At 57.7% G+C, this 24665-nt stretch carries 25 protein-coding genes and 1 tRNA gene; 15 read left to right on the plus strand and 11 right to left on the minus strand.

Features of this window, described 5'->3' with window-relative positions; translation table 11 throughout:
- Nucleotides 1–17: 17 nt before the first annotated feature.
- The 3 genes from glpD to NWQ23_RS10605 all read left to right on the plus strand — a co-directional run bounded on the left by glpD (nt 18) and on the right by NWQ23_RS10605 (nt 3897).
- The gene (gene glpD / locus NWQ23_RS10595; protein WP_306166358.1) at nt 18–1559 is read left to right on the plus strand and encodes a glycerol-3-phosphate dehydrogenase; all 1542 of its coding nucleotides are present in this window, start codon (nt 18–20) and stop codon (nt 1557–1559) included.
- 28 nt (nt 1560–1587) lie between these two features.
- Nucleotides 1588–3075, plus strand: coding sequence for a glycerol kinase GlpK (gene glpK, locus NWQ23_RS10600; protein ID WP_306166322.1), 1488 nt, complete (start codon nt 1588–1590; stop codon nt 3073–3075).
- Nucleotides 3076–3438: 363 nt separating this feature from the next.
- On the plus strand, nt 3439–3897 hold the full coding sequence (locus tag NWQ23_RS10605) for a hypothetical protein (protein WP_306166323.1): 459 nt from the start codon (nt 3439–3441) through the stop codon (nt 3895–3897).
- A 121-nt stretch (nt 3898–4018) separates the two neighbouring features.
- Here the strand turns inward: NWQ23_RS10605 and NWQ23_RS10610 are convergent, their stop codons facing one another.
- Entirely contained in the window at nt 4019–4615 is a 597-nt protein-coding gene (locus NWQ23_RS10610) for a gamma-glutamyl kinase (RefSeq protein WP_306166324.1), read from the minus strand.
- Between the two features lie 194 nt (nt 4616–4809).
- Between NWQ23_RS10610 and recA the strand changes: the two genes are divergently transcribed.
- From recA to NWQ23_RS10625, 3 genes are all read left to right on the plus strand, one after another.
- Nucleotides 4810–5892: a recombinase RecA gene (recA, locus tag NWQ23_RS10615; RefSeq protein WP_306166325.1), complete on the plus strand. Its 1083-nt coding sequence runs from the start codon at nt 4810–4812 to the stop codon at nt 5890–5892.
- Between the two features lie 239 nt (nt 5893–6131).
- Nucleotides 6132–8789 carry an alanine--tRNA ligase gene (gene alaS / locus NWQ23_RS10620; protein ID WP_306166326.1) on the plus strand — a complete coding sequence of 886 codons (2658 nt, stop codon included), beginning with the start codon at nt 6132–6134 and terminating at the stop codon, nt 8787–8789.
- Nucleotides 8786–9073: a DUF1330 domain-containing protein gene (locus tag NWQ23_RS10625; protein ID WP_306166327.1), complete on the plus strand. Its 288-nt coding sequence runs from the start codon at nt 8786–8788 to the stop codon at nt 9071–9073. Before alaS ends, NWQ23_RS10625 begins: the two co-directional genes overlap by 4 nt.
- A 74-nt stretch (nt 9074–9147) precedes the next feature.
- On the opposite strand, the gene typA is transcribed toward NWQ23_RS10625, so the two are convergent.
- Both typA and NWQ23_RS10635 read right to left on the minus strand, forming a co-directional pair.
- A complete protein-coding gene (gene typA, locus NWQ23_RS10630; RefSeq protein WP_306166328.1) occupies nt 9148–10965 on the minus strand; it encodes a translational GTPase TypA in 1818 nt (605 codons plus the stop codon).
- A gap of 110 nt (nt 10966–11075) precedes the next feature.
- Nucleotides 11076–11687, minus strand: a complete 612-nt coding sequence (locus NWQ23_RS10635) for a YitT family protein (protein ID WP_306166329.1) — start codon at nt 11685–11687, stop codon at nt 11076–11078.
- Nucleotides 11688–11958: 271 nt separating this feature from the next.
- On the opposite strand from NWQ23_RS10635, the gene NWQ23_RS10640 reads away from it, so the two are divergent.
- Entirely contained in the window at nt 11959–13002 is a 1044-nt protein-coding gene (locus NWQ23_RS10640; protein ID WP_306166330.1) for a hypothetical protein, read from the plus strand.
- 64 nt (nt 13003–13066) lie between these two features.
- On the opposite strand, the gene NWQ23_RS10645 is transcribed toward NWQ23_RS10640, so the two are convergent.
- Complete coding sequence (locus tag NWQ23_RS10645) at nt 13067–14275, minus strand: NADP-dependent isocitrate dehydrogenase (protein WP_306166331.1); 1209 nt, start codon at nt 14273–14275, stop codon at nt 13067–13069.
- Nucleotides 14276–14382: 107 nt separating this feature from the next.
- A tRNA-Ile gene (locus NWQ23_RS10650) sits at nt 14383–14459 on the minus strand.
- A gap of 126 nt (nt 14460–14585) precedes the next feature.
- On the opposite strand from NWQ23_RS10650, the gene purM reads away from it, so the two are divergent.
- From purM to NWQ23_RS10670, 4 genes are all read left to right on the plus strand, one after another.
- Complete coding sequence (purM, locus tag NWQ23_RS10655; protein WP_306166332.1) at nt 14586–15629, plus strand: phosphoribosylformylglycinamidine cyclo-ligase; 1044 nt, start codon at nt 14586–14588, stop codon at nt 15627–15629.
- The gene (gene purN, locus NWQ23_RS10660) at nt 15626–16216 is read left to right on the plus strand and encodes a phosphoribosylglycinamide formyltransferase (protein ID WP_306166333.1); all 591 of its coding nucleotides are present in this window, start codon (nt 15626–15628) and stop codon (nt 16214–16216) included. The genes purM and purN overlap by 4 nt, the downstream gene beginning before the upstream one ends.
- Nucleotides 16217–16300: 84 nt before the next feature.
- Complete coding sequence (gene rnd / locus NWQ23_RS10665) at nt 16301–17458, plus strand: ribonuclease D (protein ID WP_306166334.1); 1158 nt, start codon at nt 16301–16303, stop codon at nt 17456–17458.
- A gap of 59 nt (nt 17459–17517) precedes the next feature.
- Nucleotides 17518–17928, plus strand: a complete 411-nt coding sequence (locus NWQ23_RS10670) for a SufE family protein (protein ID WP_306166335.1) — start codon at nt 17518–17520, stop codon at nt 17926–17928.
- Here NWQ23_RS10670 and NWQ23_RS10675 read toward each other — a convergent pair.
- The 4 genes from NWQ23_RS10675 to NWQ23_RS10690 are packed head-to-tail and all read right to left on the minus strand — an operon-like array spanning nt 17925 to nt 19843.
- Entirely contained in the window at nt 17925–18551 is a 627-nt protein-coding gene (locus NWQ23_RS10675; RefSeq protein ID WP_306166336.1) for a DUF1638 domain-containing protein, read from the minus strand. The two genes, NWQ23_RS10670 and NWQ23_RS10675, sit on opposite strands and share 4 nt — an antisense overlap.
- Nucleotides 18548–18883 (minus strand): YbjQ family protein, encoded by a 336-nt coding sequence (locus NWQ23_RS10680; RefSeq protein ID WP_306166337.1) that lies wholly within the window; start codon nt 18881–18883, stop codon nt 18548–18550. Before NWQ23_RS10680 ends, NWQ23_RS10675 begins: the two co-directional genes overlap by 4 nt.
- Nucleotides 18864–19085, minus strand: coding sequence for a hypothetical protein (locus NWQ23_RS10685; RefSeq protein WP_306166338.1), 222 nt, complete (start codon nt 19083–19085; stop codon nt 18864–18866). Before NWQ23_RS10685 ends, NWQ23_RS10680 begins: the two co-directional genes overlap by 20 nt.
- A gap of 50 nt (nt 19086–19135) precedes the next feature.
- A complete protein-coding gene (locus NWQ23_RS10690) occupies nt 19136–19843 on the minus strand; it encodes a B12-binding domain-containing protein (RefSeq protein ID WP_306166339.1) in 708 nt (235 codons plus the stop codon).
- A gap of 134 nt (nt 19844–19977) precedes the next feature.
- Between NWQ23_RS10690 and NWQ23_RS10695 the strand changes: the two genes are divergently transcribed.
- Complete coding sequence (locus tag NWQ23_RS10695) at nt 19978–21060, plus strand: PA0069 family radical SAM protein (RefSeq protein ID WP_306166340.1); 1083 nt, start codon at nt 19978–19980, stop codon at nt 21058–21060.
- A gap of 260 nt (nt 21061–21320) precedes the next feature.
- Here the strand turns inward: NWQ23_RS10695 and bmt are convergent, their stop codons facing one another.
- Together bmt and NWQ23_RS10705 are read right to left on the minus strand one after the other, a co-directional pair.
- A complete protein-coding gene (gene bmt, locus NWQ23_RS10700; protein WP_306166341.1) occupies nt 21321–22340 on the minus strand; it encodes a betaine--homocysteine S-methyltransferase in 1020 nt (339 codons plus the stop codon).
- A gap of 157 nt (nt 22341–22497) precedes the next feature.
- Nucleotides 22498–22812 (minus strand): DUF1476 domain-containing protein, encoded by a 315-nt coding sequence (locus tag NWQ23_RS10705; RefSeq protein WP_306166342.1) that lies wholly within the window; start codon nt 22810–22812, stop codon nt 22498–22500.
- A 135-nt stretch (nt 22813–22947) separates the two neighbouring features.
- Between NWQ23_RS10705 and purC the strand changes: the two genes are divergently transcribed.
- From purC to purQ, 3 genes are read left to right on the plus strand one after another with little or no spacing between them, the layout of a single operon-like run.
- The gene (gene purC, locus NWQ23_RS10710; protein WP_306166343.1) at nt 22948–23712 is read left to right on the plus strand and encodes a phosphoribosylaminoimidazolesuccinocarboxamide synthase; all 765 of its coding nucleotides are present in this window, start codon (nt 22948–22950) and stop codon (nt 23710–23712) included.
- Nucleotides 23713–23731: 19 nt separating this feature from the next.
- Nucleotides 23732–23962: a phosphoribosylformylglycinamidine synthase subunit PurS gene (gene purS / locus NWQ23_RS10715; RefSeq protein ID WP_306166344.1), complete on the plus strand. Its 231-nt coding sequence runs from the start codon at nt 23732–23734 to the stop codon at nt 23960–23962.
- Nucleotides 23962–24630 carry a phosphoribosylformylglycinamidine synthase subunit PurQ gene (gene purQ, locus NWQ23_RS10720; protein ID WP_306166345.1) on the plus strand — a complete coding sequence of 223 codons (669 nt, stop codon included), beginning with the start codon at nt 23962–23964 and terminating at the stop codon, nt 24628–24630. The genes purS and purQ overlap by 1 nt, the downstream gene beginning before the upstream one ends.
- Nucleotides 24631–24665 lie beyond the last annotated feature (35 nt).

Genomic DNA, 24665 nt, shown 5'->3' on the forward strand with positions numbered 1-24665 from the left:
AACCAAAGAGGCAGGCGATGAAACCGGACTTTGACATCTTCATTATCGGCGGCGGCATCAACGGCTGCGGGGTCGCGCGGGATGCCGCGGGGCGCGGTCTCAAGGTCGGTCTGGCCGAGATGAACGATCTGGGGTCTGCGACATCCTCCGCCTCGACCAAACTGTTCCACGGCGGGCTGCGCTATCTGGAGTTTTTCGAATTCGGACTGGTCCGCAAGGCGCTGATCGAACGCGAAGTGCTGCTGCGCAACATGCCCCATATCTCTTGGCCGATGCGATTTGTGCTGCCGTATCATACGGATATGCGGTTCGAAAACGACACACCGACCTCGAAACTGCTTTCAACCTTGATGCCCTGGATGAAAGGGCGCAGGCCCGCTTGGCTGATCCGGTTGGGATTGTTCATGTATGACCACCTTGGGGGCCGCAAAATCCTGCCCGGCACCCATGTGGTTGATCTGACCAAGCGTCCGGTCGGCAAGCCGCTGAAACCCAAGTTCAAGACAGCCTACGAATACTCTGATTGCTGGGTCGAGGATGCGCGTCTGGTCGTGCTGAACGCACGCGATGCCGAAGAACGCGGCGCCACGATCATGACCCGGACAAAGGTAATCAGTGCCGCGCGCGTTGATGGTGCGTGGGAGATCGTCACGGAACGAGGCGGTGAGCGGCACACCCATACCGCCCGCGCTTTGGTCAACGCTGGCGGCCCTTGGGTGGAAAACATCATCCGCGAAGTGGCGCGGCAGAACACATCCGAGGGCGTGCGACTGGTGCGCGGCAGCCATATCGTGACCAAAAAGCTGTTTGATCACGACAAAAGCTATTTCTTTCAGGGCGAGGACGGGCGGATCATCTTTGCCATTCCTTACGAGATGGACTTCACCCTGATCGGCACCACCGACAAGGAACACGAAAACCTGTCGGAAAAGCCTTATGCGACGGATGAGGAGCAGGATTATCTTTGCGCCTTTGCCTCGCAATATTTCGAAAAACCCGTAACGCGGGCCGATATCGTCTGGACCTATTCCGGCGTGCGTCCGCTTTATGACGATGGCGCAAAATCTGCAACGGCGGCCACCCGCGACTATGTTCTCTCGCTCGACGACACCGGTGCGCCGCTTTTGAATATCTTCGGCGGCAAGATCACGACCTACCGCAAACTGGCCGAAGGCGCGTTGGAAAAGCTCAAGCCCCTGATCGGTGGCAGCCATCCCTGGACAGAGGTCGCGGCCTTGCCCGGCGGCGATTTCAAGGTCAAGGACCGCGACAGGCTGGTGACGGAGTTGCAGGTGGCCTATCCTTTTCTGACAGCCGCTTGGGCGCTGCGCCTGATCAAAGCCTACGGCACAGAGGCAAAGGTCATTCTGGGCGATGCCAAGTCGGCCGCCGATCTGGGGCAGGATTTCGGTGCGACCCTGACCGCGGCAGAAGTCAAATGGCTGATATCACGCGAATACGCGCAGACAGCCGAGGATGTGGTCTGGCGACGCTCCAAACTGGGCCTGCGTTTAAGCCAAGACCAGATCGCAGCGCTTGACGCCTTTATGGCGGCCTGAGACAAAACCACGACCACGGGGGGACACCATGACCTATATTCTGGCCATCGACCAAGGCACGACATCCAGCCGCGCGATTATCTTTGACGCTGACATGCAGGTGAAAGCGATCGCACAAGAGGAATTTGCCCAGCACTTCCCGCAATCGGGCTGGGTCGAACATGACCCGTCTGATATCTGGTCCTCGGTCGCCTCGACCTGTCGCGGGGCGATTGAAAAGGCGGGGATCACCGCCAGCGATGTGGCCGCGATCGGGATCACAAACCAGCGCGAAACAACGCTGATCTGGGACAAAAACACCGGAGAGCCGATCCACAACGCCATCGTCTGGCAGGACAGGCGGACTGCTGCATTCTGCGAGGAATTGCGCAAGGAAGGGTTCGAGCGCGAGATCACCTATCGCACGGGCCTTTTGGCTGATCCTTATTTTTCAGGCACCAAGGTGCATCATATTCTGGGTAAGGTCGAAGGCGCACAAGCGCGCGCCGAGGCGGGCGAATTGCTGTTCGGTACCGTCGATTGCTATCTGATCTGGAAGCTGACAGGCGGCAAGGTCCACGCCACGGACGCCACCAATGCAGCCCGCACCATGCTTTATGATATCCGCAAGGGGCGGTGGAGCACGACGATTTGCAAGCGTTTTGGCATTCCCGCGGCAATGCTGCCCGAGGTGCGCGACTGTGCCGCGGATTTTGGCAAGACCCGCGCGGATTTGTTCGGCAAAGAGCTGCCCATCCTCGGCGTCGCGGGCGACCAACAGGCCGCCACCATCGGGCAGGCGTGTTTTCAGCCGGGGATGTTGAAATCCACTTATGGCACGGGGTGCTTTGCGCTGCTCAATACCGGAGATACGCTGGTGGAAAGCCAAAAGCGCCTGCTGGGGACGATTGCCTATCAGTTCGACGGCAAACCGACCTATGCGCTGGAAGGGTCGATTTTTATCGCGGGCGCTGTGGTGCAATGGTTGCGCGACGGGCTCAAGATCATCCGCGAGGCAAAGGAAACCCAGCCACTGGCGGAAACCGCCGATCAGGGGCAAGAGCTTTATATGGTCCCTGCCTTTACTGGCTTAGGCGCGCCTTATTGGGATGCGGAGGCACGCGGCGCCGTCTACGGTCTGACGCGTAATTCCGGGCCTGCAGAGTTTGCGCGGGCGGCCTTGGAAAGCGTGGGCTTTCAGACCCGCGATCTGCTGGAAGCCATGAAAAGCGACTGGCAAGCCTCTGATACGGATGGGGTTTTGCGGGTTGATGGTGGGATGAGCGCCTCGGATTGGTCGATGCAATTCCTGTCCGACATCATCGGCGCGCCGGTGGACCGACCCAAGGTGCTTGAGACCACAGCGCTGGGTGTCGCGTGGCTTGCGGGCATGAAAGCAGGCGTTTACCCCGATCAGGAAGGGTTCGCGGCAAATTGGGCGCTCGACCGGCGGTTCGAGCCGCAGATGGACGAAGTGACGCGGGAGCGCAGGTATGCGGGCTGGAAAGATGCGGTGCGGCGGACTTTGAGTGAATAGGTGCATGTTCGGTATGCGGGACAAAACGGTCATTGACCCTGAGGCTTGCAACGAGCGCTTTTGCAAAATGTAACCTGTGGACAAGCGCTTTCGTGCTATTCAAAAGCCATATTACGATCCTCGTCGCAAACGAGCGTTTCTGCGCGGTTGATGAGTAAGTCGTGGCACCCTGAACTCTTCCTGTTGGCAGTCGCCCTCGCTCCATGCGTCATATTCATATGAAACATACTCAACCAAGTCGCTTTTGGGACTGAGTATTGGGTAAATCTTAACGCGAGAGCTACCTGATAGTTGACACCGCAGAAAGAGATTAAGACCATGACACTTGTTTAGTAGTTAGTATTCGCGAATAGGCTTCGAAATATGATTTTGGATTTAGCTGCAGAGACTATTGCAGAAGAGGTTCTGTACATTACCGGCAAAGCAATTTTGGAGGAAGACGACGATATGTTTACTACTTCCTGTGCATTGCCACATTTGATGGAAACCTCCAAAGGCCGGCACATCATCACCACCGAAGCCGAATTAAGTGATACTCTATCAAGCGTTCGGCGTTACATGAAACGAAACGATATTGTGGACCTTGTTCGAACCGTCGTGTCGGCAAGATTTATAGATGCCGATACAATAGAATCAACACATGTATCCCTTATGGTCGGAAAAAATGGCGAAACCACGAGATCGCCGTATCCAGTTTACTCGGTTATTCGCCGGTTTGGCAGTTCTTGGAAAATCGTATCGAGTCTATACGCAATTCTTGACAACGAAGAACACAATAACGCTTTGCTCTCGGGTGGAAAGCTGTGGCAAACCGAGAAATAGCTTTTGACCATTCTGCGTTTCCCTGCTGGTGAGTCACCTGCCATATACGAGGCGATAAGAACGCGGGATCAGCAATTCGAATGGTCAAGCTGGGCAATCCAGACACTGGTGAAATATCTATTCACCTCCTGCCCAACTCCCAAACCTCAAACTCTGCGGCCCGTTTCTCCCGCAACTTTGCCTCAACCTCTGGTGATAACGTCAGATCCATCACCGGCGACACGTTCTTTTGCTTGAGCGTGATCGTCATCTCCAGTCGCGCCGCCAGATACCCGATCACCTTGTCCCATTGCTCATATTGAAACAGATGGTCCGCGCCGATCTCGCCATCGTTGATCCGCAGGAACTTGTTCTGTGATCCAACATTGGCGAAAGGGGCAGGCGTGCCTTTGCAGTATTCCAGCACGAAGTCATCGAAACTGACGCCTGCCGTGCTGTTCTCGTGCCCGATCAGATCGGGGCGGGTGCGATAGCGATACCAGCTGCCCAACCAGTCGATGGGGTTGCGTACCACCGCCATCACTTCGGGCGTTTGTCCGCCCGCCTGCACGAAAAACGGCCGCAGGAATCGTTTGTAGCGATAGCAGGGCGCATGTTTCAGATGCGGGGGATCGCGCAGCACCATGGACGCGCGGGGGGCCAACGCGCCCTCAAGCGCGGTCGAACCTGTCTTTGGCACCGCAAGAAGAACAAGATTTTCTGGCCAGAAAACAAGCAATTGAGGCGTGCCCTTTGTCTAGATCAGCAGGAGCGCTTTGACGTAAACCAAACCTTAACCACTTTTCCCCCAAGGTGAATGGTGAAAATTTGTGTTGCAATGTTCTGGTTTTGATCTCATTACTGTTGAGAACACAAAGAGAACAAAAGCAGTGATTGCCGCCCCAAGAGCGGCGTGAAATAAGGACAGGACATATGGCAACGGCAGAACTCCTCAAAATGACTGACAAAAAGACAGCGGACAAAGAAAAGGCGCTCGAAAGCGCGCTGGCACAGATCGAACGGCAGTTCGGCAAGGGCTCTATCATGAAGCTGGGTGGCCAGAATCAGATGCCCGAGATCGAGGCGACATCGACGGGTTCACTGGGTCTGGACATCGCACTTGGCATCGGTGGCCTGCCCAAAGGCCGCGTGATCGAGATTTATGGCCCTGAATCGTCGGGTAAAACGACCCTGACCCTGCATTCCATCGCGGAAGAGCAGAAAAAGGGCGGCGTTTGCGCCTTTGTCGACGCCGAACACGCGCTTGACCCGCAATACGCCAAAAAGCTGGGCGTGAACCTTGACGAGCTGCTGATTTCGCAGCCTGACACGGGTGAACAGGCGCTGGAAATCGTGGATACGCTGGTGCGTTCCGGCGCTGTCAGCCTTGTTGTTGTGGATTCGGTCGCGGCACTGACGCCAAAGTCAGAGCTTGAGGGCGATATGGGCGACAGCTCGGTCGGTGTGCATGCCCGCCTGATGTCCCAGGCGATGCGCAAACTGACCGGCTCGATCAACCGCTCTGGCTGTATGGTGATTTTCATCAACCAGATCCGCATGAAGATCGGTGTGATGTTCGGCTCGCCCGAAACCACGACTGGCGGGAACGCGTTGAAGTTCTATGCCTCTGTCCGTCTGGATATCCGCCGGATCGGTGCGATCAAGGACCGGGATGAGGTTGTCGGCAATGCGACCCGCGTGAAAGTGGTCAAGAACAAGGTGGCGCCGCCGTTCAAGCAGGTGGAATTCGACATCATGTATGGTGAAGGCATTTCCAAAACAGGCGAATTGCTCGATCTGGGCGTAAAGGCCGGTGTGGTCGAAAAATCCGGCGCTTGGTTCAGCTATGGCGATGAACGGATGGGGCAGGGGCGTGAGAACTCCAAACTCTTCCTCAAGGAAAATCCGGCCATCGCGCTTGAGATCGAGGATAAGATCAGAGCCGCCCACGGGCTTGATTTCGATCTGGCCTCTGGTGGGCCGGAAGATCTGGATGATGATCTTGTTGATATGTAAGGGGTGCCGCCCGACGTTTGGGTGATCGTCTTGACGATCAAGGAAAGAGGCTCCGCGAAGGCGGGGCCTCTTTTCGATTTGCAAGGCATGATCAGATGAATTTTGGGAAATACCTGCGTGACCTCTGGCTGCGGTTGGGTGGGACAAAGAAAATAGGTCTCTGTGCCACCGCCACTGTGGACAGTAACGGGGTGCGGGGCTATTTCTGGCGCCCAACGCAAATGTTTTGAAAGTCCGTCATGACCAGCCTTGCTGACATCCGCTCTACCTTTCTGAATTACTTCGAGAAACAGGGCCATGAAGTTGTGGCCTCCAGCCCGCTGGTGCCGCGCAATGACCCGACGCTGATGTTTACCAATTCAGGCATGGTGCAGTTCAAGAACCTGTTTACCGGTGTCGAAACCCGCGATTACGCGCGCGCGACCACCAGTCAGAAATGTGTGCGGGCAGGCGGCAAGCACAATGACCTTGATAATGTGGGCTATACCGCCCGCCACCACACGTTTTTCGAGATGCTGGGCAACTTCAGCTTTGGCGATTATTTCAAGGAAGATGCCATTCCCTATGCATGGGAGCTTTTGACCAAGGAGTTCGGGATCGACAAAGACCGTTTGCTGGTGACGGTCTATCATACTGATGATGAGGCGGCGAATATCTGGAAGAAGGTCGCGGGTTTCAGCGACGACAAGATCATTCGCATCCCCACCGATGACAATTTCTGGCGCATGGGGCCGACCGGCCCCTGTGGCCCCTGTACCGAGATTTTCTACGATCACGGCGATCACATCTGGGGTGGCCCTCCGGGGTCCGCAGAAGAAGACGGTGATCGGTTTATCGAAATCTGGAACGTCGTGTTCATGCAGAATGAACAGTTCGATGATGGCACGATGAAACCGCTTGAGATGCAGTCGATCGACACGGGCATGGGGCTTGAACGGATTGGCGCGCTGCTGCAGGGCAAGCATGACAACTATGACACCGATCTGATGCGCGCCTTGATCGAGGCATCGGCCCATGCCACCTCGACCGATCCTGACGGGCCGGGCAATGTGCATCACCGCGTGATCGCCGACCATCTGCGTTCGACCTCTTTCCTGATTGCCGAAGGCGTGCTGCCCTCGAACGAAGGCCGGGGCTATGTGCTGCGCCGGATCATGCGCCGCGCGATGCGCCATGCGCATCAACTGGGCGGCAAGGATCCGGTCATGTACCGCCTTGTCTCGTCCCTTGTCCGGCAGATGGGCGAGGCCTACCCAGAGCTTGCGATCGGCCAGCGCCTGATCGAAGAAACGCTTTTGAACGAAGAACTGCGGTTCAAGCAGACGCTGGATCGCGGCCTGAAGTTGCTTGATGAAGAACTCGCTGGCCTGCCAGAGAATGCCGCTTTGCCGGGCGAGGCGGCGTTCAAGCTTTATGACACTTATGGTTTCCCGCTTGATCTGACCCAGGATGCCCTGCGCGAAAAAGGCCGTGCGGTGGACACCGCCGGTTTTGATGCAGCGATGGCCGCCCAAAAAGCCAAGGCGCGCGCGGCGTGGTCGGGCACTGGCGAGGCTGCGGATAGCGCGATCTGGTTTGATATCGCCGATGCGGCGGGACCGACGGATTTTCTGGGCTATGACACGCTGGCCGCCGAGGGGCAGATTGCCGCTTTGGTCGTGGATGGTGCGACGGCGCAAACGGCCGATGGCGTTGTGCAGGTCGTGTTGAACCAAACGCCCTTTTATGCGGAAGCAGGCGGTCAGGTCGGTGATGCGGGTCTTTTGACCACAGACACAGGACAGGCCGAGATTACCGATACCAAGAAGGTGGCCGGCGTCTATGTGCATTTCGCCAAGGTGATCGAGGGGACGTTGCGCAAAGGGCAGGGTGCAGAACTGACGGTTGATCCGTCCCGCCGTGCGGATATTCAGGCCAACCACTCTGCCACACACCTGCTGAACGAGGCGCTGCGCGAGGTTCTGGGCGATCATATCGCGCAGCGCGGGTCGCTGAATGCGCCGGACCGGTTGCGCTTTGACTTTAGCCATACCAAGGCCCTGTCCGAGGAAGAACTGACGCGGGTCGAGCGCGAGGTCAACGCGATCATCCGCCAGAACAGCCCGGTTGAAACCCGGATCATGACACCGGATGACGCCCGCGCCATGGGTGCGCAGGCGCTTTTTGGTGAAAAATACGGTGACGAGGTGCGCGTTGTGTCAATGGGCCGTCAGGCCGGTTCGGGCAAGGGCGCTGCGGGCAATACCTATTCGCTGGAACTTTGCGGCGGCACCCATGTCAAGCAGTTGGGCGAAATCGGGGCCTTTGTTGCCTTGGGCGACAGCGCATCGAGTGCTGGCGTCCGCCGGATCGAAGCGCTGACAGGTCAGGCCGCACTTGATTACCTGCGCGCTCAGGATGCCCGTCTGGGGCAGGTTGCCGCCGCATTGAAAGCGCCGATGAGCGAAGTTGCCGACCGCGTGAAGGCCCTGATGGACGAACGCAAGGCCCTGTCGAACGAAGTGGCCCAGTTGCGCCGCGAACTGGCGATGGGGGGCGGTGCCAAGGCCGCAAGCCCGTCCGAAGTCATCAACGGCATCGCCTTTCAGGGGCAGGTTTTGTCCGGTGTCACAGGCAAGGACCTGCCATCGCTGATCGACGAGATGAAATCGGCCATAGGCAGCGGTGCGGTTGTCCTGATCGCGGATGCAGGTGGCAAGGCGGCGGTTGCCGTCGGTGTGACCGCAGACCTGACTGACCGGGTGTCAGCGGTGGATATCCTGCGCGCTATCACGCCGGAACTGGGCGGCAAGGGCGGCGGTGGTCGCCCCGATATGGCGCAGGGCGGTGGGGCATCCGCGGATAACGCGCAGGCCGCTCTTTCGGCTGCCAAGGCTGTGTTGGAGGGATTGAAATGAGCGCACTCTGGATCGCCCACGTCAAGGTCACGGACGAGGCCGCTTACGGCGAATACGCCAAACGCGCCACAGGTGCGATTGCCGATCATGGCGGCGTGTTTCTGGCGCGCGGCGGAGCCTATGAACAGTTGGAAGGCCCGGACCGCCCCCGCAATGTGGTGGCCCGCTTTCCCAGCCTGCAAGCCGCACATGATTGCTATTATTCGGACGCCTACCAAGAGGCGCTTGGCTTTGCCAAAGGGGCAGCACAGCGCGAATTGAGCATCGTCGAAGAGATCGGTTAGAATTTTCCAAGCACTCAAAAAGAATTGGGCCAGAGTTCAAGAACTCTGGCCCATTTTCGTTTTGAAAGAGCAGCTTATGCCGAACGCGACTGCCGCTTGCGCTCGTGTGGGTCCAGAAAGCGCTTGCGCAACCGGATCGCATTTGGCGTCACTTCGACCAGTTCGTCATCGTCGATATAGGCAATCGCCTGTTCCAGCGACATGGTGACGGGTGTCGTCAGGCGCACCGCCTCGTCTGTGCCAGAGGCGCGGACGTTGGTCAGTTGCTTGCCTTTGAGCGGGTTCACCTCGAGGTCATTGTCACGGCTGTGTTCGCCGATGATCATACCTTGGTACACCGCTTCCTGCGCGCCGATAAAGAACTTGCCGCGATCTTCCAGCTTCCAAAGGGCATAGGCCACGGCGGTCCCGTTTTCCATCGAGATCAGCACGCCCTGACGACGCCCTTCGATCTTGCCCTTATAGGGCGCCCATCCGTGGAACAGGCGGTTCAGTACACCTGTACCGCGCGTATCGGTCAAAAACTCGCCGTGATAGCCGATCAAGCCGCGCGACGGGACATGGGCGATGATCCGTGTCTTGCCTGCACCTGCTGGCTTCATCTCGGTCAGGTCGCCCTTGCGGGGGCCGGTGATTTTCTCGACCACAGAGCCTGTGTATTCGTCATCCACATCAATCGTGACTTCTTCGATGGGTTCGTGGCGGACACCGTCGATGTCCTTGAAAATCACCTGCGGGCGCGAGATCGACAGCTCGAACCCTTCGCGGCGCATGTTTTCGATCAGCACACCCATCTGCAATTCGCCACGGCCCGAGACCTCAAAGGCGTCGCCACCGGGGGTATCTGCGATCTTGATGGCCACGTTGACTTCGGCTTCTTTCATCAGGCGGTCACGAATGACGCGGGACTGGACTTTCTTGCCGTCCTTGCCAGCCAGCGGGCTGTCATTGATGCCGAATGTAACGGTGATGGTTGGCGGATCGATCGGCTGTGCCGGGATCGCTTCTTCGACAGAGAGATCGCAGATCGTATCGGCCACGGTTGCCTTGCTCATGCCCGCAAGCGTGACGATATCGCCTGCTTCGGCGGCGTCGATGGCGGTCTGCGACAGGCCGCGGAACGCAAGCACCTTGGACACGCGGAACTGCTCCAGCTTGGAGCCGTCACGGGACAGCGCCTTGACCGTTTCGCCCGCACGCAGCGTACCCGCTTCGACACGACCGGTCAGGATGCGGCCGATAAAGGGGTCGGCCGACAGGGTGGTGGCCAGCATGCGGAAAGGTTCGTTCTTCAGTGCGATCTGCTTTGGGGCAGGGACATGCGAAACGATCAGGTCGAACAGGGCGTCAAGGTTCTTGCGCGGCCCGTCCAGTGTGGCATCGCACCAACCCGCACGGCCAGAGGCATACATGGTCGGGAAATCAAGCTGGTCATCATCGGCCTCGAGAGCGGCAAAAAGGTCAAAGACCTCGTCAACGGCGCGGTCAGGCTCGCCATCGGCCTTATCGACCTTGTTGACGACCACGATCGGGCGCAGGCCCAGCGCCAGCGCTTTGGAGGTCACGAATTTTGTCTGGGGCATCGGCCCTTCCGCAGCATCGACCAAAAGCACAACACCGTCGACCATCGACAGAATCCGCTCGACCTCGCCACCGAAATCGGCGTGGCCGGGGGTGTCGACGATATTGATACGGATGCCTTTCCATTCGACGGAAGTACATTTGGCAAGGATCGTGATACCGCGCTCGCGCTCGATGTCATTGCTGTCCATCGCCCGTTCGGTGGTCTGTTCGTTCTCGCGGTAAACGCCCGATTGCTTAAGAAGTTCGTCGACAAGTGTCGTTTTGCCGTGGTCAACGTGCGCGATGATCGCGATATTGCGGATATCCATAGGTCTGCCTTTGTCTGGAGTTGTCGCGCGGATACCGTGCATACGCAGCAAATGCTAGCCCCTATCTCGGTTTGTGGTGCGCCAGCAGCTGCGTGTGGTTTTGGGGTTTGTCAGCGCGCGACATAACGGTCCGGTCTGTGATTGACCGCGATGATTGCATTGACGGTGACTGCGCCCAGCAGCGACCAGAGCACAAGTGACGTGGGAAGAATAAAGAAGGCGATGCCGAACAGCACCGCATCTATGATCAATTGCACATAACCGGCCCGAAACCCTGTGCTGTCTTGGATGACGAGTGCCAGAACGCCAAAGCCACCCAGTGATCCGTTATGCCGGAACATCGCCATCAGTCCGATCCCGATCGTGCATCCGGCCAAAAGCGCCCCAAGCCACGGGGTGATCTCGCCCATTTGCCAACCATAGGGCAACAGGGTCGTCACCAGCGACAACAGGGTCACCGAGATCAGGGATTTCACTGTGAACATCGGCCCAAGACGTCGGTAGGCCAGCACATAGAAGGGCAGGTTGATGACGAAAAACACGGGGCCAAAGGACCATCCGGTCAGATAGCTGATAATCACGGCAAGCCCCGCCGTCTGCCCGGTGATCAACCCCACATGGGTCAAGACATGCACACCGATCCCGCACAGAAAAATGCCAAGCGAGAGACCCTGAAGATCGTCAAGAAGGCTGTGCTTGAGTGTGGTGCTGGAATCAGACATGGAAGGGCATATACGTCAATATTCCTGACCTTAAAAGGGGCTGTGGGACGGCATCAATCCCAATGCCCAAGATTTGGGAAACCCGCGTCAAGGGCCCTGCCCAAAATTTGATCAACAGAGGGTTGCGCGACGTGTAAATCAGCGACCGTAAAGTTGCGACAGCATCGGCTTTTTCGATCGGGTCAACTGATTTGCAAAAAGGCAAAAAAAACCGCTGACTCTGCGTCCGTAACAGGCTAACGGTCGACTCGTACCAGTTGTTGGAGTTAATATGTCGGTTACAATTAAGTCAGTCTCTATCGCGTCTCTTCTTTTTGCTTTGGGCGCATGCGGTGGGTCATCAGGTTCAGAAACACCCACGCGCGCAGTCGTCCCTTCCTTCGACTCCCGCACCGGCTTGCCCTTTGCAACCGATGATATTGATGGCCTCATTGCGGGACTTGTGCCGGGGGAACCGTTCACCGGTTTGATCACCGTCGTCGAGATCGACCAACCCGAGGGCACCAGAAACTATTTCCAACAGCTTCAGGTAAGTTTCAGGCCTGATGTAAACGCCCCTGAAGGCGAGCTTACGGGGACACTGGTCATCGGCGACCTCACTTATGAATTCGTGAACGGCGTCGCACCTCCCCCCACAATGACGGGGTATGCGCGTACCTTAGTACAGGAACAGACCGGTACCGCATCTGCGCTGTTCGGTCTGGAAGAAAACGATGCCTTTTTCTTTGATGCGGTAACAAATAGCGAATCAACATTTTCCAAAGTCTATATCGTCGTCGGGTTTGAAACCTCGGCGCAGGGTATCGCATCCATGGCCGATGCCAACAGAGGAACCGTTTTCTACAACGGCGAATTTACAGGTTTTGGAGAGTTGATCACCGCGTCCTTGCAAGAAACCGTAAACCTGGCAGGAGATGTCGAAATCGGCATCAACTTTGGAAACGGTGCCGTCAGCGGAGACGTGAGCATCACCGAAATCTCAAGTGTGCTGAATGCTGGAAACTATCTTGATGGGGACAATATCACCCAGCAAGGCGCATTTGGCTTGAATACGGGCGAGCAAAGAGAAATTAACATGGCCACAATTCCAGCGACCTCGCTTGATCGGAACGGCTTTGATGCGGTCATGAATGTGGCGACCGATTGCCCGGCCACTTGTGTTGCCGGCACGGCAACTGCGTCATTGGGCGGTGTGCTTTACGGAGTGAATGCCAACGAAGTGGCCGGTGCTGCGATGATCGACTTCACGGCAGAGAACGACACCAGACTGATTGGGGTCGGCGGCTATATTGCCCCAATCACCCCGCCCAGATAATCGGACGCAGACTATCGAGTTCTAGCAAAAGGGGCAGCAATCGCTGCCCCTTCTGTACATTCCCCTACATCGCCTTGTTCAAATTCTCGTCGATCTTTTCGAGGAACCCCATCGTGGTCATCCAACCCTGATCGGGGCCGACCAGCAAGGCCAGATCCTTGGTCATGAACCCGCTTTCCACCGTCGCGACCACTGTTTTTTCGAGCGTTTCCGCGAAGGTCAACAGTTCCGCATTCCCGTCCAGTTTGGCGCGATGCTTCAGCCCACCTGTCCAGGCAAAGATCGAGGCAATGGAGTTGGTCGAGGTCGCTTGCCCCGCCTGATGCTGCCGGTAGTGGCGGGTGACGGTGCCGTGGGCGGCTTCTGCCTCGACGATCTTGCCATCGGGGGTCATCAACTGGCTGGTCATCAGTCCGAGTGAACCAAAGCCCTGTGCGACCGTATCCGACTGCACATCCCCGTCGTAATTCTTGCAGGCCCAGACGAATTTGCCGGACCACTTCATCGCAGAGGCGACCATATCGTCGATCAGCCGGTGCTCGTACCAGATGCCCGCAGCCTTGAACTTGTCTTCGAATTCTTCTTCAAAGACTTGCTGGAAGATGTCCTTGAACCGCCCGTCATAGGCCTTGAGGATCGTGTTCTTGGTTGACAGATAGACAGGCCACCCAAGGTTCAGGCCATAGTTCAGCGAGGCACGGGCGAAATCGAAGATTGACTCGTCCAAGTTATACATGCCCATGGCCACACCGGCGCCGGGGCTGTCATAGACCACTTTTTCAATCACCGTGCCGTCGTCGCCCACAAATTTCATCGTCAGCTGGCCTTTGCCCGGCATCAGGAAATCGGTGGCCTTGTACTGATCGCCGAAAGCATGGCGACCGATCACGATGGGATCAGTCCAGCCGGGCACAAGGCGCGGCACGTTCTTGCAGATGATCGGGGCACGAAAGACGACACCGCCCAGAATGTTGCGGATGGTGCCGTTAGGTGACCGCCACATCTGTTTGAGGCCGAATTCCTCGACCCGTCCTTCGTCCGGCGTGATCGTCGCACATTTCACGCCGACGCCGACCTCCTTGATCTTGTTGGCTGCATCAATCGTGATCTGGTCGTCGGTTGCGTCGCGCACTTCCATGCCCAGATCGTAGTAAAGCAGGTCCAGATCCAGATAGGGCAGGATCAGTTTTTTCTTGATGAAGTCCCAGATGATCCGGGTCATTTCATCACCGTCGAGTTCAACGATGGGGTTCTCTACCTTGATCTTGGTCATGACATCTCTCCGCGCATGATGGATTCGCGCTTTGCAATAGCGCATCCAGCCTCACGCGAAAAGGCTTGTATGCATTTGTATACATAAAGTGGCATGAAGGGGGAAAGTGGTAGGCCCGGAGGGACTCGAACCCCCAACCAAAGCGTTATGAGCGCTCTGCTCTAACCAATTGAGCTACAGGCCCCCTGTGGCAAATGGACTAGCAGACCGGACAGTTGCGTCAAGCCACGATTGCAGCGCGCGCGCCAATACCTGTTCCCTTTGTTCATATGATGCGGTAACGAACGCAAAACGTGACAGGAGCTGCCCGATGACCGGAAAAAATGGCCTGACCTACGCTGATGCCGGGGTTGATATTGATGCGGGCAACACGCTGGTGGAACGGATCAAACCCGCCGCCAAGCGGACAGCGCGTCCCGGTGTGATGGCAGGTCTGGGCGGGTTCGGCGCGCTCTTCGACCTCAAAGGGGCAGGGTACACAGACCCGATCCTTGTGGCTGCCACGGATGGGGTGGGCACAAAGCTGCGGATCGCAATTGATACAGGCAATGTGGATACGATCGGTGTCGATCTGGTAGCCATGTGCGTCAACGATCTGGTCTGCCAAGGGGCAGAGCCTTTGTTTTTCCTTGATTATTTCGCCACAGGCAAGCTGGAGCTGGATCAGGCGACCCGGATTATCGAAGGGATCGCTGCGGGCTGTGCCGCTTCTGGCTGTGCGCTGATCGGTGGCGAGACCGCCGAGATGCCGGGCATGTATCACGACGGTGATTTTGACCTTGCGGGCTTTGCTGTGGGCGCGATGGAGCGCGGCTCTGATCTGCCTTCAGGCGTGCAAGAGGGCGATGTGTTGCTTGGGCTTGCCTCTGACGGGGTGCATTCCAATGGCTATTCGCTGGTGCGCCGCGTTGTTGAACTCTCTGGCCTGTCTTGGGACGATCAAGCCCCGTTCGCCGATGCCACTTTGGGCACTGCGTTGCTTGCACCGACACGGCTTTATGTCACACAGGCTTTGGCTGCTGTGCGGGCAGGCGGCGTCCATGCGCTGGCCCATATCACGGGCGGCGGGTTGACCGAAAACCTGCCTCGTGTGCTGCCCGATGGCTTGGGTGCGCGGATTGATCTGGGCGCGTGGGACTTGCCCCCTGTCTTCCGCTGGTTGGCTGAAACCGGTGGGATGGCCGAGGCAGAACTTCTCAAGACCTTCAATGCGGGCATTGGCATGGTGCTGGTTGTTGAATCTGGCCGAGCGGCAGAGCTGACAGCCTTGCTATCGGACGCAGGCGAAACCGTGCATCAGCTTGGCGCGGTCGTGGCTGGTGAAGGGGTCGGGTACACAGGCGCGCTTTTGTGACCAAGCGCGTTGCGATCCTGATCTCTGGCGGCGGCTCCAATATGGTGGCGCTGGCCCGCTCCATGCAGACCGATCACCCCGCGCGGCCTGTTCTGGTTCTGTCGAATGATCCCGCAGCGGGTGGTTTGGCGAAAGCGCAGGACATGGATATTCCCACGCTTGCGATTGATCACAAACCCTTTGGCAAGGACCGCGCCGGATTTGAGGCCGCGTTACACAAGGCGCTGGAGGCGGCGCAGCCTGATATCATTTGCCTTGCAGGGTTCATGCGTATCCTGACGCCCGATTTCACCGCCAGATGGGAAGGGCGGATGCTGAATATCCACCCCAGCTTGCTGCCCAAGTACAAAGGGCTGCACACCCATGCCCGCGCATTGGCGGCTGGTGATCCTGAACACGGATGCACGGTCCACGAGGTGACAGCGGCTTTGGATGACGGGCCGATCCTGGGACAAGCCCGGATGAAAGTCACCCCAGAGGATACCGAAGAGAGCTTGGCGGCACGGCTCTTGCCCTTGGAACATCGCCTTTACCCTGCGGTCTTGCAGCGCTTCGCGGCCGGAGATCGCACGCCCGTTATGCTGTAAAAGAGGCTGACGCTTTCCATCGCGGCGTCAATCGCTTAACACTAAACACAGAGGCGTTGGCCAGTTACGATTAACGGATAGGTAATGAAGAAAATCACCACGACCGATGCATTGGAAGCATTTTGTCTGGAGGCCGCAAAGCGCCCTTATGTGACAGTCGATACAGAGTTCCTGCGCGAACGCACCTATTATTCCCAGCTCTGTCTGGTGCAGCTGGCCTATCAGGACGAAAACGGCGCTGATGCGGCGCTGGTTGATCCGCTGGCCGAAGGGCTCTCGCTAGAGCCGCTTTATACCCTGTTTCGCGATCATGGCTGTGTAAAGGTTTTCCACGCGGCCCGGCAGGACCTGGAAATTTTCTATGTGGATGCGGGTGTGATCCCCGAACCATTGTTCGACACGCAGGTCGCGGCCATGGTCTGCGGCTTTGGCGAACAGGCAGGCTATGAAACACTTGTGCGCAAGATCGCCAAGGCCGATCTGGACAAGTCTTCGCGCTTTACCGACTGGTCGCGCCGTCCGCTGACCGAAGCGCAGGCCACCTATGCTTTGGCGGATGTCACGCATCTGCGCGACATCTATGAATATCTGTCCGCCCGTCTGGCCAAATCCGGTCGCATCAAATGGGTGGCCGAAGAAATGGCGGTTCTTGAGGATCCGGCCACCTATCAATCCGATCCGGATGACGCATGGAAACGGGTCAAGACCCGTACCAGTTCAGGCAAGTTTCTGGCGATCGTGCGTGAATTGGCGCGGTTCCGCGAAACCTATGCGCAAACCCGCAACGTGCCGCGCAGCCGGGTGTATAAAGATGATGCTCTGGTTGAACTGGCATCGACGAAACCGCAAACGGAACAAGACCTTGGCCGATCGCGTCTGCTGCTGCGCGAAGCCCGCAAAGGGGAAATCGCCGAAGGCATCCTAGCCAGCATCAAGGCGGGCCTCGCGGTCAAGCCCGAAGATATGCCAAAGGTCGATGACAGCCGCACCAAGATGCAGGTCAATCCCGCCTTGGCCGACATGCTGCGTGTGCTGCTCAAGGCAAAGACGGATGATGCAGAAGTCGCCCCCAAGCTGATCGCAAGCTCTGGTGATCTGGATGCGCTGGCCGCAGGAGAGCGGGATGTGGTGGCACTCAAAGGCTGGCGGCGTGAAGTCTTTGGCAATGACGCGCTGATGTTGTGCGAAGGCAAGGTTGGTCTGGCCGTCAAAGGCCAGAAGGTCGTCACCGTCGCCCTTTGAACTGGACGTTGCAGGGTGCGGGGCCTACATCAAAGGCGTAGACGCAAACGAGAGTAGCAATGGCCAATCCAGACTTTGAAGAGCTTGTCGATACCTTTGAATTCCTTGACGATTGGGAAGACAGGTATCGCCATGTCATCGACATGGGCAAGGCGATGGACCCGCTGGAAGACGCGCTGCGGGTGCCTGCGACCAAGGTGGATGGCTGTGCCAGTCAGGTCTGGCTGGTTCCCAAGATCGAAGACGGCATTTTCACCTTTCGGGGCGAAAGCGATGCGATGATCGTGCGGGGGCTGATTGCCGTACTCTCCGCGCTTTACAATAATCAGCCCGTGGCCGAGATCGGCAAAATCAATGCGGTGGCCGAACTGGGGCGCTTGGGCCTGAACGATCACCTTTCAGCGCAGCGCTCCAACGGGTTGCGCGCCATGGTCGAACGTATTCAGACGACAGCGGCGGCCGCGCGCTAGGTCAATCCCCTCAGCGCCGGTGCAAGATCGCCATAGCCGGTAAACCGCCGTTCAAAGGCAAGCCCCAAACGCTCTGCGCAATCCTGTGCTTTGGCTGTCAGGGCAGGGTCATCGGTTTGCGCCTGATAGACCAGCTTTTCATAGTTCCCAAAATACATGTCGCGCAGTTGCGGGTGTTTGGACAGGCCCAGCGGTTCCCAGACAAAGGCGTCAAACTGGCGCACCAGAAAATCAGTGAGATAGAAGGCGGTCATTTCGTCTTGGGCCGCAAATGCCGCATTTCCCTCGAAAAATGAATAACAATGCGGCCCGGCGATCATCTCAACGCCCATCTCTGCGCAAGCGGCCTGCAATTGGCCGCCCGTCCCGCAATCGGCATAAACGACAAAGAGCCGATCATAGGTGTGGCTATGCTTGGCCACCGCGTCTTGGACGGCCGGAACAATACGCTCGGGGTGATTGTGCAAGATGGCGGGCAGGCATTGCAGATCAAGATGATCCAAACTGTTCGCCTCTTTGATCGCCAGTATCTCGCGGGCCAAAGCACCGCAGGCAATCAGTAGAACACGACCCTTACCAGAAGGGGCCAAGCCTTCTTTGGTCAGCGTCGCGTCTGTGATCATGAGAGTTTGACGGCGGTGCCGTAGGCCACAATCTCGGATGCGCCCGCCATGATGGCCGACGTTTCCATCCGAAACCCGACAACGGCATTTGCACCCATCGCATGGGCCTCTGCGACCATCCGGTCAATCGCCTGTTCACGCGCACCGGCCATCAATGACGAATAACCCGTCATCTCGCCGCCGACGAGGTTCTTGAGGCCCGCAACAATATCGGTGCCGATGTGTTTGGCGCGCACGGTCGAGCCGCGCACAAGGCCGATGACCTGTACGATCTCGTGACCGGCAACAGTATCGATGGTGGTAATCAGCACATTAGTTCTCGAAGCGATCATAGTGGTCATCATCCTTGTTTCTCAGACGTTCCGAGATGACCCGCCATGCGATATAGGCGCATAGGGCAATCAGGCTCAGAACAGCAAGACCCATCGCGGTCGGCATTTGGGTCGTCGCAACCAAGGCCACACCGATATAGACCGTGGCCAAGGCGGCCCCGATGACACAGACAATAATCAGGACAAATTTATCAAGCGGCATGTCGTCCTCCTCTGGTTCCCAGATAAGGACGACATGGCGTGATTAAAAGATCAAGCGGCAGGCGCACCCTGATTATGCTTGCGGGCCATAAAGGTCTTGGCGGTTTCGACCGCAACAGCGGCGTCACGGCAATAGGCATCAGCGCCGATGGCCTTGCCGAATTCCTCGTTCAGCGGCGCACCGCCCACAAGGACGACATAATCATCGCGCATGCCCTTTTCGATCAACGTATCAATCACGACCTTCATATAAGGCATTGTCGTCGTCAGCAGGGCGGACATGCCCAGAATATCCGGCTGTTCGGTTTCCAGTGCGCCAAGATAGGATTCGACCGAGTTGTTGATGCCAAGGTCCACGACTTCAAAGCCCGCACCTTCCATCATCATGCCCACAAGGTTCTTGCCGATATCATGGATATCGCCCTTGACGGTGCCGATCACCATCTTGCCCACACGGGGTGCGCCTGTCTCGGCCAGAAGCGGCTTGAGAATGAACATGCCCCCCTTCATGGCATTCGCGGCCAAAAGAACCTCTGGCACAAAAAGAATACCGTCGCGGAAATCGTGGCCCACGATGGTCATGCCACCGACAAGCGCCTCTGTCAGGATGCGGTAAGGGGGCCAGCCGCGCTCGAGAAGGATGTTCACACCATCCTCGATCTCTTCCTTCATGCCGTCGTAAAGATCGTCGAACATCTGCGCGACAAGGTCTTCGTCGTTCAGTTCGGACAGGATGATGTCATCGTCTTGGTCGGACATGCGGAACCCTTTGAATTATGTTTCTGCGACAGTAGTGCGCCGGATCGGTTTTTTCTACCTGCTGAATTCCGACATTCGCACGAACGTGACCGACCTGTCATTGCCCATGTTCCTGAAATGTTCTAATAAACATTATGGATGATCTTCCACTTCGAAAAACACATCGCACTCCGGGGCGGGCAGCGGGGTCAAACCCGGACATCCGGTTTGACCGTTTCCATGCAGAGGCGGTCGATGACGGCTGGGGGTACGACGAAGATTTGCCCGTCCTGCGGACCGAGGTCAGGGACGAGATCGCGCGGTCTGTCATTGCGCGCAACACATCGCCCGATCTGTCCTTTGACCGGTCGATCAATCCCTATCGTGGCTGCGAACATGGCTGCATCTATTGCTTTGCCCGCCCCAGTCATGCGTTCCTCGGGCTCTCGGCGGGACTGGATTTCGAAACCAAGCTGATCGCGCGCCCCAACGCGGCCGCGCAATTGCGCAAAGAGCTGTCACACCCGCGCTATGCTCCCAAGACCATTGCGATCGGGACCAATACGGACCCTTACCAGCCGCTTGAAAAAACACGCAAAATCATGCGCGAGGTCGTGCAGGTCCTGAGCGATTTCAACCATCCCCTGGGGATCGTCACAAAAGGAACTCTGATCGAGCGGGACATTGATATTCTGGCCCCGATGGCGGCAAAGGGTCTGCTCAGGGTTGGAATTTCGATCACAACACTCGACCCAAAGGTTGCACGCGCGATGGAACCCCGTGTGCCGCTGCCCGCGGCGCGATTACGCACCATCGCGCGGCTGACCGCTGCGGGGATTCCCGTGCGGGTGATGGTCTCGCCCGTGGTGCCCGCCCTGACCGATCACGAACTGGAAGCGATTTTGCAGGCCAGCAAAGACGCGGGGGCTGTCGCTGCCTCTTCGATCATGCTGCGCCTGCCGCGCGAGGTGGCGCCATTGTTCCGCGACTGGCTCCGCGCGCACTATCCTGACCGCGCCGCCCGTGTGATGGGGCGGGTGCGCGACTTACATGGTGGCAAGGACTATGATCCGAACTTCGGCACCCGCATGGTCGGGCAGGGGGAATGGGCGGCGATCATGCAGCAAAGGTTCAAACTGGCGACGCGCAAACTGGGGCTGGATCGCAGTTTGCCACCCTTGCGAAGCGATCTTTTTGGAAAACCGCCCGCGGCGGGCGATCAGCTTTCATTCTTCTAGGGCCGTGGATGCGGCAACCTTGGAGCCTCCGGCGGAGGTATTTTTGAACAAAAGAAGCTGAAAGCACAAAAAGATGACCCCGCGCCGATCCTTGACCGGGCGGGGCTTCTTCCGTTACGGCCATCGGCTCCTCAGCCTGTACCGCTTTTTCACACTCCATCATCTTGGTTAAGGATCAATGAACCAAAACTTCTTTTGTTCAAAAATACCTCGGGGGAGCCGCCAGCGGCGGCGGGGGCAGCGCCCCTTGTGCGCGTGAATTATTCGCTGCGCCGGCGGCGGCCACGGCGTGGAGATGCCTCGGGTCCAGCCCCGTCGGTGCCATCAGACGCCGAAGAGAAACCGCCCAAGGCTGTGGTGATCTGCTCCAGCGTTGGCACGTCACCTCTGGGCCGTGTTTCAAGCGCTTCACGCATGGCCACCAGATGCTCGGGTGTGGTGCCGCAGCACCCGCCGATGATCTTTGCGCCGCAATCGCGCGCCAGCACCGCGTAATCCGCCATCAGTTCCGGCGTGCCGTCATAGTGGATATGGCCATCATGGTATTTCGGGATGCCTGCATTGCCTTTGGCAATGATCGGCAAGGTTGGACCGGCGGCCGCAAAGCCCAAGACCGTGCGCAAGAGATCAGAAGCCCCAACCCCGCAATTTGCCCCGAAAGCAAGGGGTTGGTGGGCGATCTTGCCAACCTTCTTGACCATATCGGCAGAGGTCAGGCCCATCATCGTACGACCCGCAGTGTCGAAACTCATTGTCCCGCACCATGGCATATCTGCCAGCGCAAAAGCTTCGGCGGCAGCGATGAACTCTTCTGCCGCACTGATCGTTTCGACCCAGAGCACGTCCGCGCCGCCCGCCTTGAGACCTTCGGCCTGTTCATGGAACATCTCGACAGCGCGTTCATGGGTCAGGCTACCCATAGGGGACATGATTTCGCCGGTTGGCCCAACTGATCCGGCGACGATGATGGTCCGTCCGGATTGATCGGCAACATCGCGGCCCAGTTCCGCGGCGACTTTGTTCAATTCATGCACACGCCCTTCAGCGCCATGCAATTTGAGCCGCGAGGCGTTCGCGCCAAAGCTGTTGGTCAGGAAAATGTCGCTGCCCGCGTCTGCAGCACCCTTGTAAAGCGCTGTGATCTTGGCGCTCTCATCCACGTTCCACATTTCGGGCGCGTCACCCGACATCAGCCCCATATTGAACAGGTTCGTGCCAGTGGCCCCATCCGCCATCAGCCAATCGCGGGAGTCCAGAAGTTTTGAAAGGGCATTGGTCATCGAAAACGGGCTCCGTTACAAGGGTCGCACCTGCGGTGTCACGTTCGTGACGAAACTGCAAATGCAAAGCATGCATCTAGATTATGCAAGAAACGATAAAACTGCGCCCGACAAAGGCGCAGTTTCTTGCAAGGTCAGGGTCTGCGCCAGAGTGGGCTCAGACTTCGTTCATCAGTTGCGCTTTGGCCTCGGCCATCAAGGACACCATTTTGGAGCGGATCGTGACCTCGTCGGCCTTGTCGCCCAGATCGCCCGATACCTTGCGAAAAACGTCTTCGTCGCCCGCTTCTTCAAAGTCGGAATTGATCACCTCGACCGCATAGGCGGCGGCATCTTCGCCCGATTTGCCCAACAGTTCCGCGGCCCAAAGGCCCAAAAGCTTGTTGCGGCGGGCTTCTGCCTTGAACTGCATTTCTGCGTCGTGGGCGAATTTGTTTTCAAACGCGTTTTCGCGATCATCAAAGGTGCTCATGGGTCGGGCCTCGTGAATTGCATGTCTGTTCCCTATGATATGCCCCTACGGGTGCTTGCCCGCAAGGGGGCCTTGCACTATGACGCGCACATGACGCAGCCCAAGCCGGGCAGGCGCAGGGGTTAAGGGGTGAGCATGGCACGCCGCAAAAAGATTTACGAAGGCAAGGCAAAGATCCTTTACGAAGGTCCAGAGCCGGGTACGCTTGTCCAGTATTTCAAGGATGATGCGACCGCATTCAACGCTGAAAAAAGAGCGGTGATCGAAGGCAAGGGTGTGCTGAACAACCGCCTGTCCGAGTTCTTCATGACCGGTTTGGCCCAGATCGGCATTCCGACGCATTTCATCAAACGCCTGAATATGCGCGAACAATTGATCCGGCAGGTGGAAATTATCCCGCTCGAGGTGATCGTGCGCAATTTTGCCGCCGGCAGCATGGCCAAGCGCCTGGGCATGGAAGAGGGCACCCCCTTGCCGCGTCCGATCGTTGAATTCTCCTACAAGGATGACGCTTTGGGCGATCCGCTTGTGCCAGAGGAATACATTATCGCCTTTGGCTGGGCCAACCAGCAGGAAATGGATGACATCGTCAGCCTTGCCTTGCGGGTCAACGACTGGATGTCCGGTGTCATGTATGGCGTCGGCATCAAGCTGATCGACTTCAAGATTGAAATCGGCCGCGTCTGGGACAATGAATTTCCCCGCCTGATGCTTGCTGACGAAATCAGCCCCGATAGCTGCCGGTTGTGGGATATCGAAACCGGCCAGAAACTCGACAAGGACGTGTTCCGCCGCGACCTCGGCAATCTGACCGATGCCTATACCGAAGTGGCCAAGCGCTTGGGCGTCATGCCGTCCAATGTGACCCATCGCCCCAATAAACCGACACTGATCAACTAAGAACCAAAGGACCCTGCCGATGAAAGCCCGCGTGCATGTGATGTTGAAAAATGGTGTGCTGGACCCGCAGGGCGAGGCGGTACGCCATGCCCTTGGAACACTGGGTTTTGAGGGCGTTGAAGCCGTCCGGCAGGGCAAGGTGATCGAGCTTGATCTGGCGGATGGCACATCAGAGGCCACGATCGGCGAGATGTGCGAGAAACTTCTCGCCAATACAGTCATCGAAAGCTACCGGGTCGAGGTGCTCTGATGCGTGCGGCGGTCATCGTTTTTCCGGGGTCAAACTGCGACCGCGATATGGCTGTGGCCCTCAAGGCAACGGGCGCGGATGTCAGCATGGTCTGGCATAAGGATGCGGCACTGCCGGACGGCGTTGATCTTGTTGCGATCCCCGGCGGCTTTTCCTTTGGTGATTATCTGCGGTGTGGCGCGATTGCGGCCCGCTCGCCCATCTGCAAGGCCGTGGTGGACCATGCCGGGCGCGGGGGGTATGTTCTGGGGGTCTGCAACGGCTTTCAGGTCTTGACCGAAACCGGCCTTCTGCCGGGGGCATTGATGCGCAATGCGGGGCTCAAGTTCATCTGCAAGACTGTCATGCTGAAGGTAGAGACATCCGATTGCGCCTTTACCGAGGGCTATAACGCGGGCGATACGCCAAGATTTCCCGTTGCCCATCATGACGGAAACTACACCGTCGATGACGCAACACTGAACGTTCTGCGTGCCGAAGATCGGATCGCCTTTACCTATTGCGACAACCCCAACGGATCTGTGGCCGATATTGCAGGTATTCTTTCACAAAATCGCCGTGTGCTGGGCATGATGCCCCACCCGGAGCGCGCCGTGGATGCAGGCCACGGCGGGACGGACGGACAGGCGCTTTTCCGCGGGTTACTGGGGCAACTGGCCCAAGCGTGATCTGCCTGCTTGCCGCAAAACCGGTGGCGTCGTAA

The organism is Yoonia sp. (assembly GCF_030731595.1).
Classification (GTDB): domain Bacteria; phylum Pseudomonadota; class Alphaproteobacteria; order Rhodobacterales; family Rhodobacteraceae; genus Yoonia.

Excerpts from the sequence above, each read along its gene's own strand:
- glpD (WP_306166358.1), top strand. The coding sequence starts at position 18 with ATGAAACCGGACTTTGACATCTTCATTATCGGCGGCGGCATCAACGGC.
- glpK (WP_306166322.1), top strand. The coding sequence starts at position 1,588 with ATGACCTATATTCTGGCCATCGACCAAGGCACGACATCCAGCCGCGCG.
- NWQ23_RS10605 (WP_306166323.1), top strand. The coding sequence starts at position 3,439 with ATGATTTTGGATTTAGCTGCAGAGACTATTGCAGAAGAGGTTCTGTAC.
- recA (WP_306166325.1), top strand. The coding sequence starts at position 4,810 with ATGGCAACGGCAGAACTCCTCAAAATGACTGACAAAAAGACAGCGGAC.
- alaS (WP_306166326.1), top strand. The coding sequence starts at position 6,132 with ATGACCAGCCTTGCTGACATCCGCTCTACCTTTCTGAATTACTTCGAG.
- NWQ23_RS10625 (WP_306166327.1), top strand. The coding sequence starts at position 8,786 with ATGAGCGCACTCTGGATCGCCCACGTCAAGGTCACGGACGAGGCCGCT.
- typA (WP_306166328.1), bottom strand. The coding sequence starts at position 10,965 with ATGGATATCCGCAATATCGCGATCATCGCGCACGTTGACCACGGCAAA.
- NWQ23_RS10635 (WP_306166329.1), bottom strand. The coding sequence starts at position 11,687 with ATGTCTGATTCCAGCACCACACTCAAGCACAGCCTTCTTGACGATCTT.
- NWQ23_RS10640 (WP_306166330.1), top strand. The coding sequence starts at position 11,959 with ATGTCGGTTACAATTAAGTCAGTCTCTATCGCGTCTCTTCTTTTTGCT.
- NWQ23_RS10645 (WP_306166331.1), bottom strand. The coding sequence starts at position 14,275 with ATGACCAAGATCAAGGTAGAGAACCCCATCGTTGAACTCGACGGTGAT.
- purM (WP_306166332.1), top strand. The coding sequence starts at position 14,586 with ATGACCGGAAAAAATGGCCTGACCTACGCTGATGCCGGGGTTGATATT.
- rnd (WP_306166334.1), top strand. The coding sequence starts at position 16,301 with ATGAAGAAAATCACCACGACCGATGCATTGGAAGCATTTTGTCTGGAG.
- NWQ23_RS10670 (WP_306166335.1), top strand. The coding sequence starts at position 17,518 with ATGGCCAATCCAGACTTTGAAGAGCTTGTCGATACCTTTGAATTCCTT.
- NWQ23_RS10675 (WP_306166336.1), bottom strand. The coding sequence starts at position 18,551 with ATGATCACAGACGCGACGCTGACCAAAGAAGGCTTGGCCCCTTCTGGT.
- NWQ23_RS10680 (WP_306166337.1), bottom strand. The coding sequence starts at position 18,883 with ATGATCGCTTCGAGAACTAATGTGCTGATTACCACCATCGATACTGTT.
- NWQ23_RS10685 (WP_306166338.1), bottom strand. The coding sequence starts at position 19,085 with ATGCCGCTTGATAAATTTGTCCTGATTATTGTCTGTGTCATCGGGGCC.
- NWQ23_RS10690 (WP_306166339.1), bottom strand. The coding sequence starts at position 19,843 with ATGTCCGACCAAGACGATGACATCATCCTGTCCGAACTGAACGACGAA.
- NWQ23_RS10695 (WP_306166340.1), top strand. The coding sequence starts at position 19,978 with ATGGATGATCTTCCACTTCGAAAAACACATCGCACTCCGGGGCGGGCA.
- bmt (WP_306166341.1), bottom strand. The coding sequence starts at position 22,340 with ATGACCAATGCCCTTTCAAAACTTCTGGACTCCCGCGATTGGCTGATG.
- NWQ23_RS10705 (WP_306166342.1), bottom strand. The coding sequence starts at position 22,812 with ATGAGCACCTTTGATGATCGCGAAAACGCGTTTGAAAACAAATTCGCC.
- purC (WP_306166343.1), top strand. The coding sequence starts at position 22,948 with ATGGCACGCCGCAAAAAGATTTACGAAGGCAAGGCAAAGATCCTTTAC.
- purS (WP_306166344.1), top strand. The coding sequence starts at position 23,732 with ATGAAAGCCCGCGTGCATGTGATGTTGAAAAATGGTGTGCTGGACCCG.
- purQ (WP_306166345.1), top strand. The coding sequence starts at position 23,962 with ATGCGTGCGGCGGTCATCGTTTTTCCGGGGTCAAACTGCGACCGCGAT.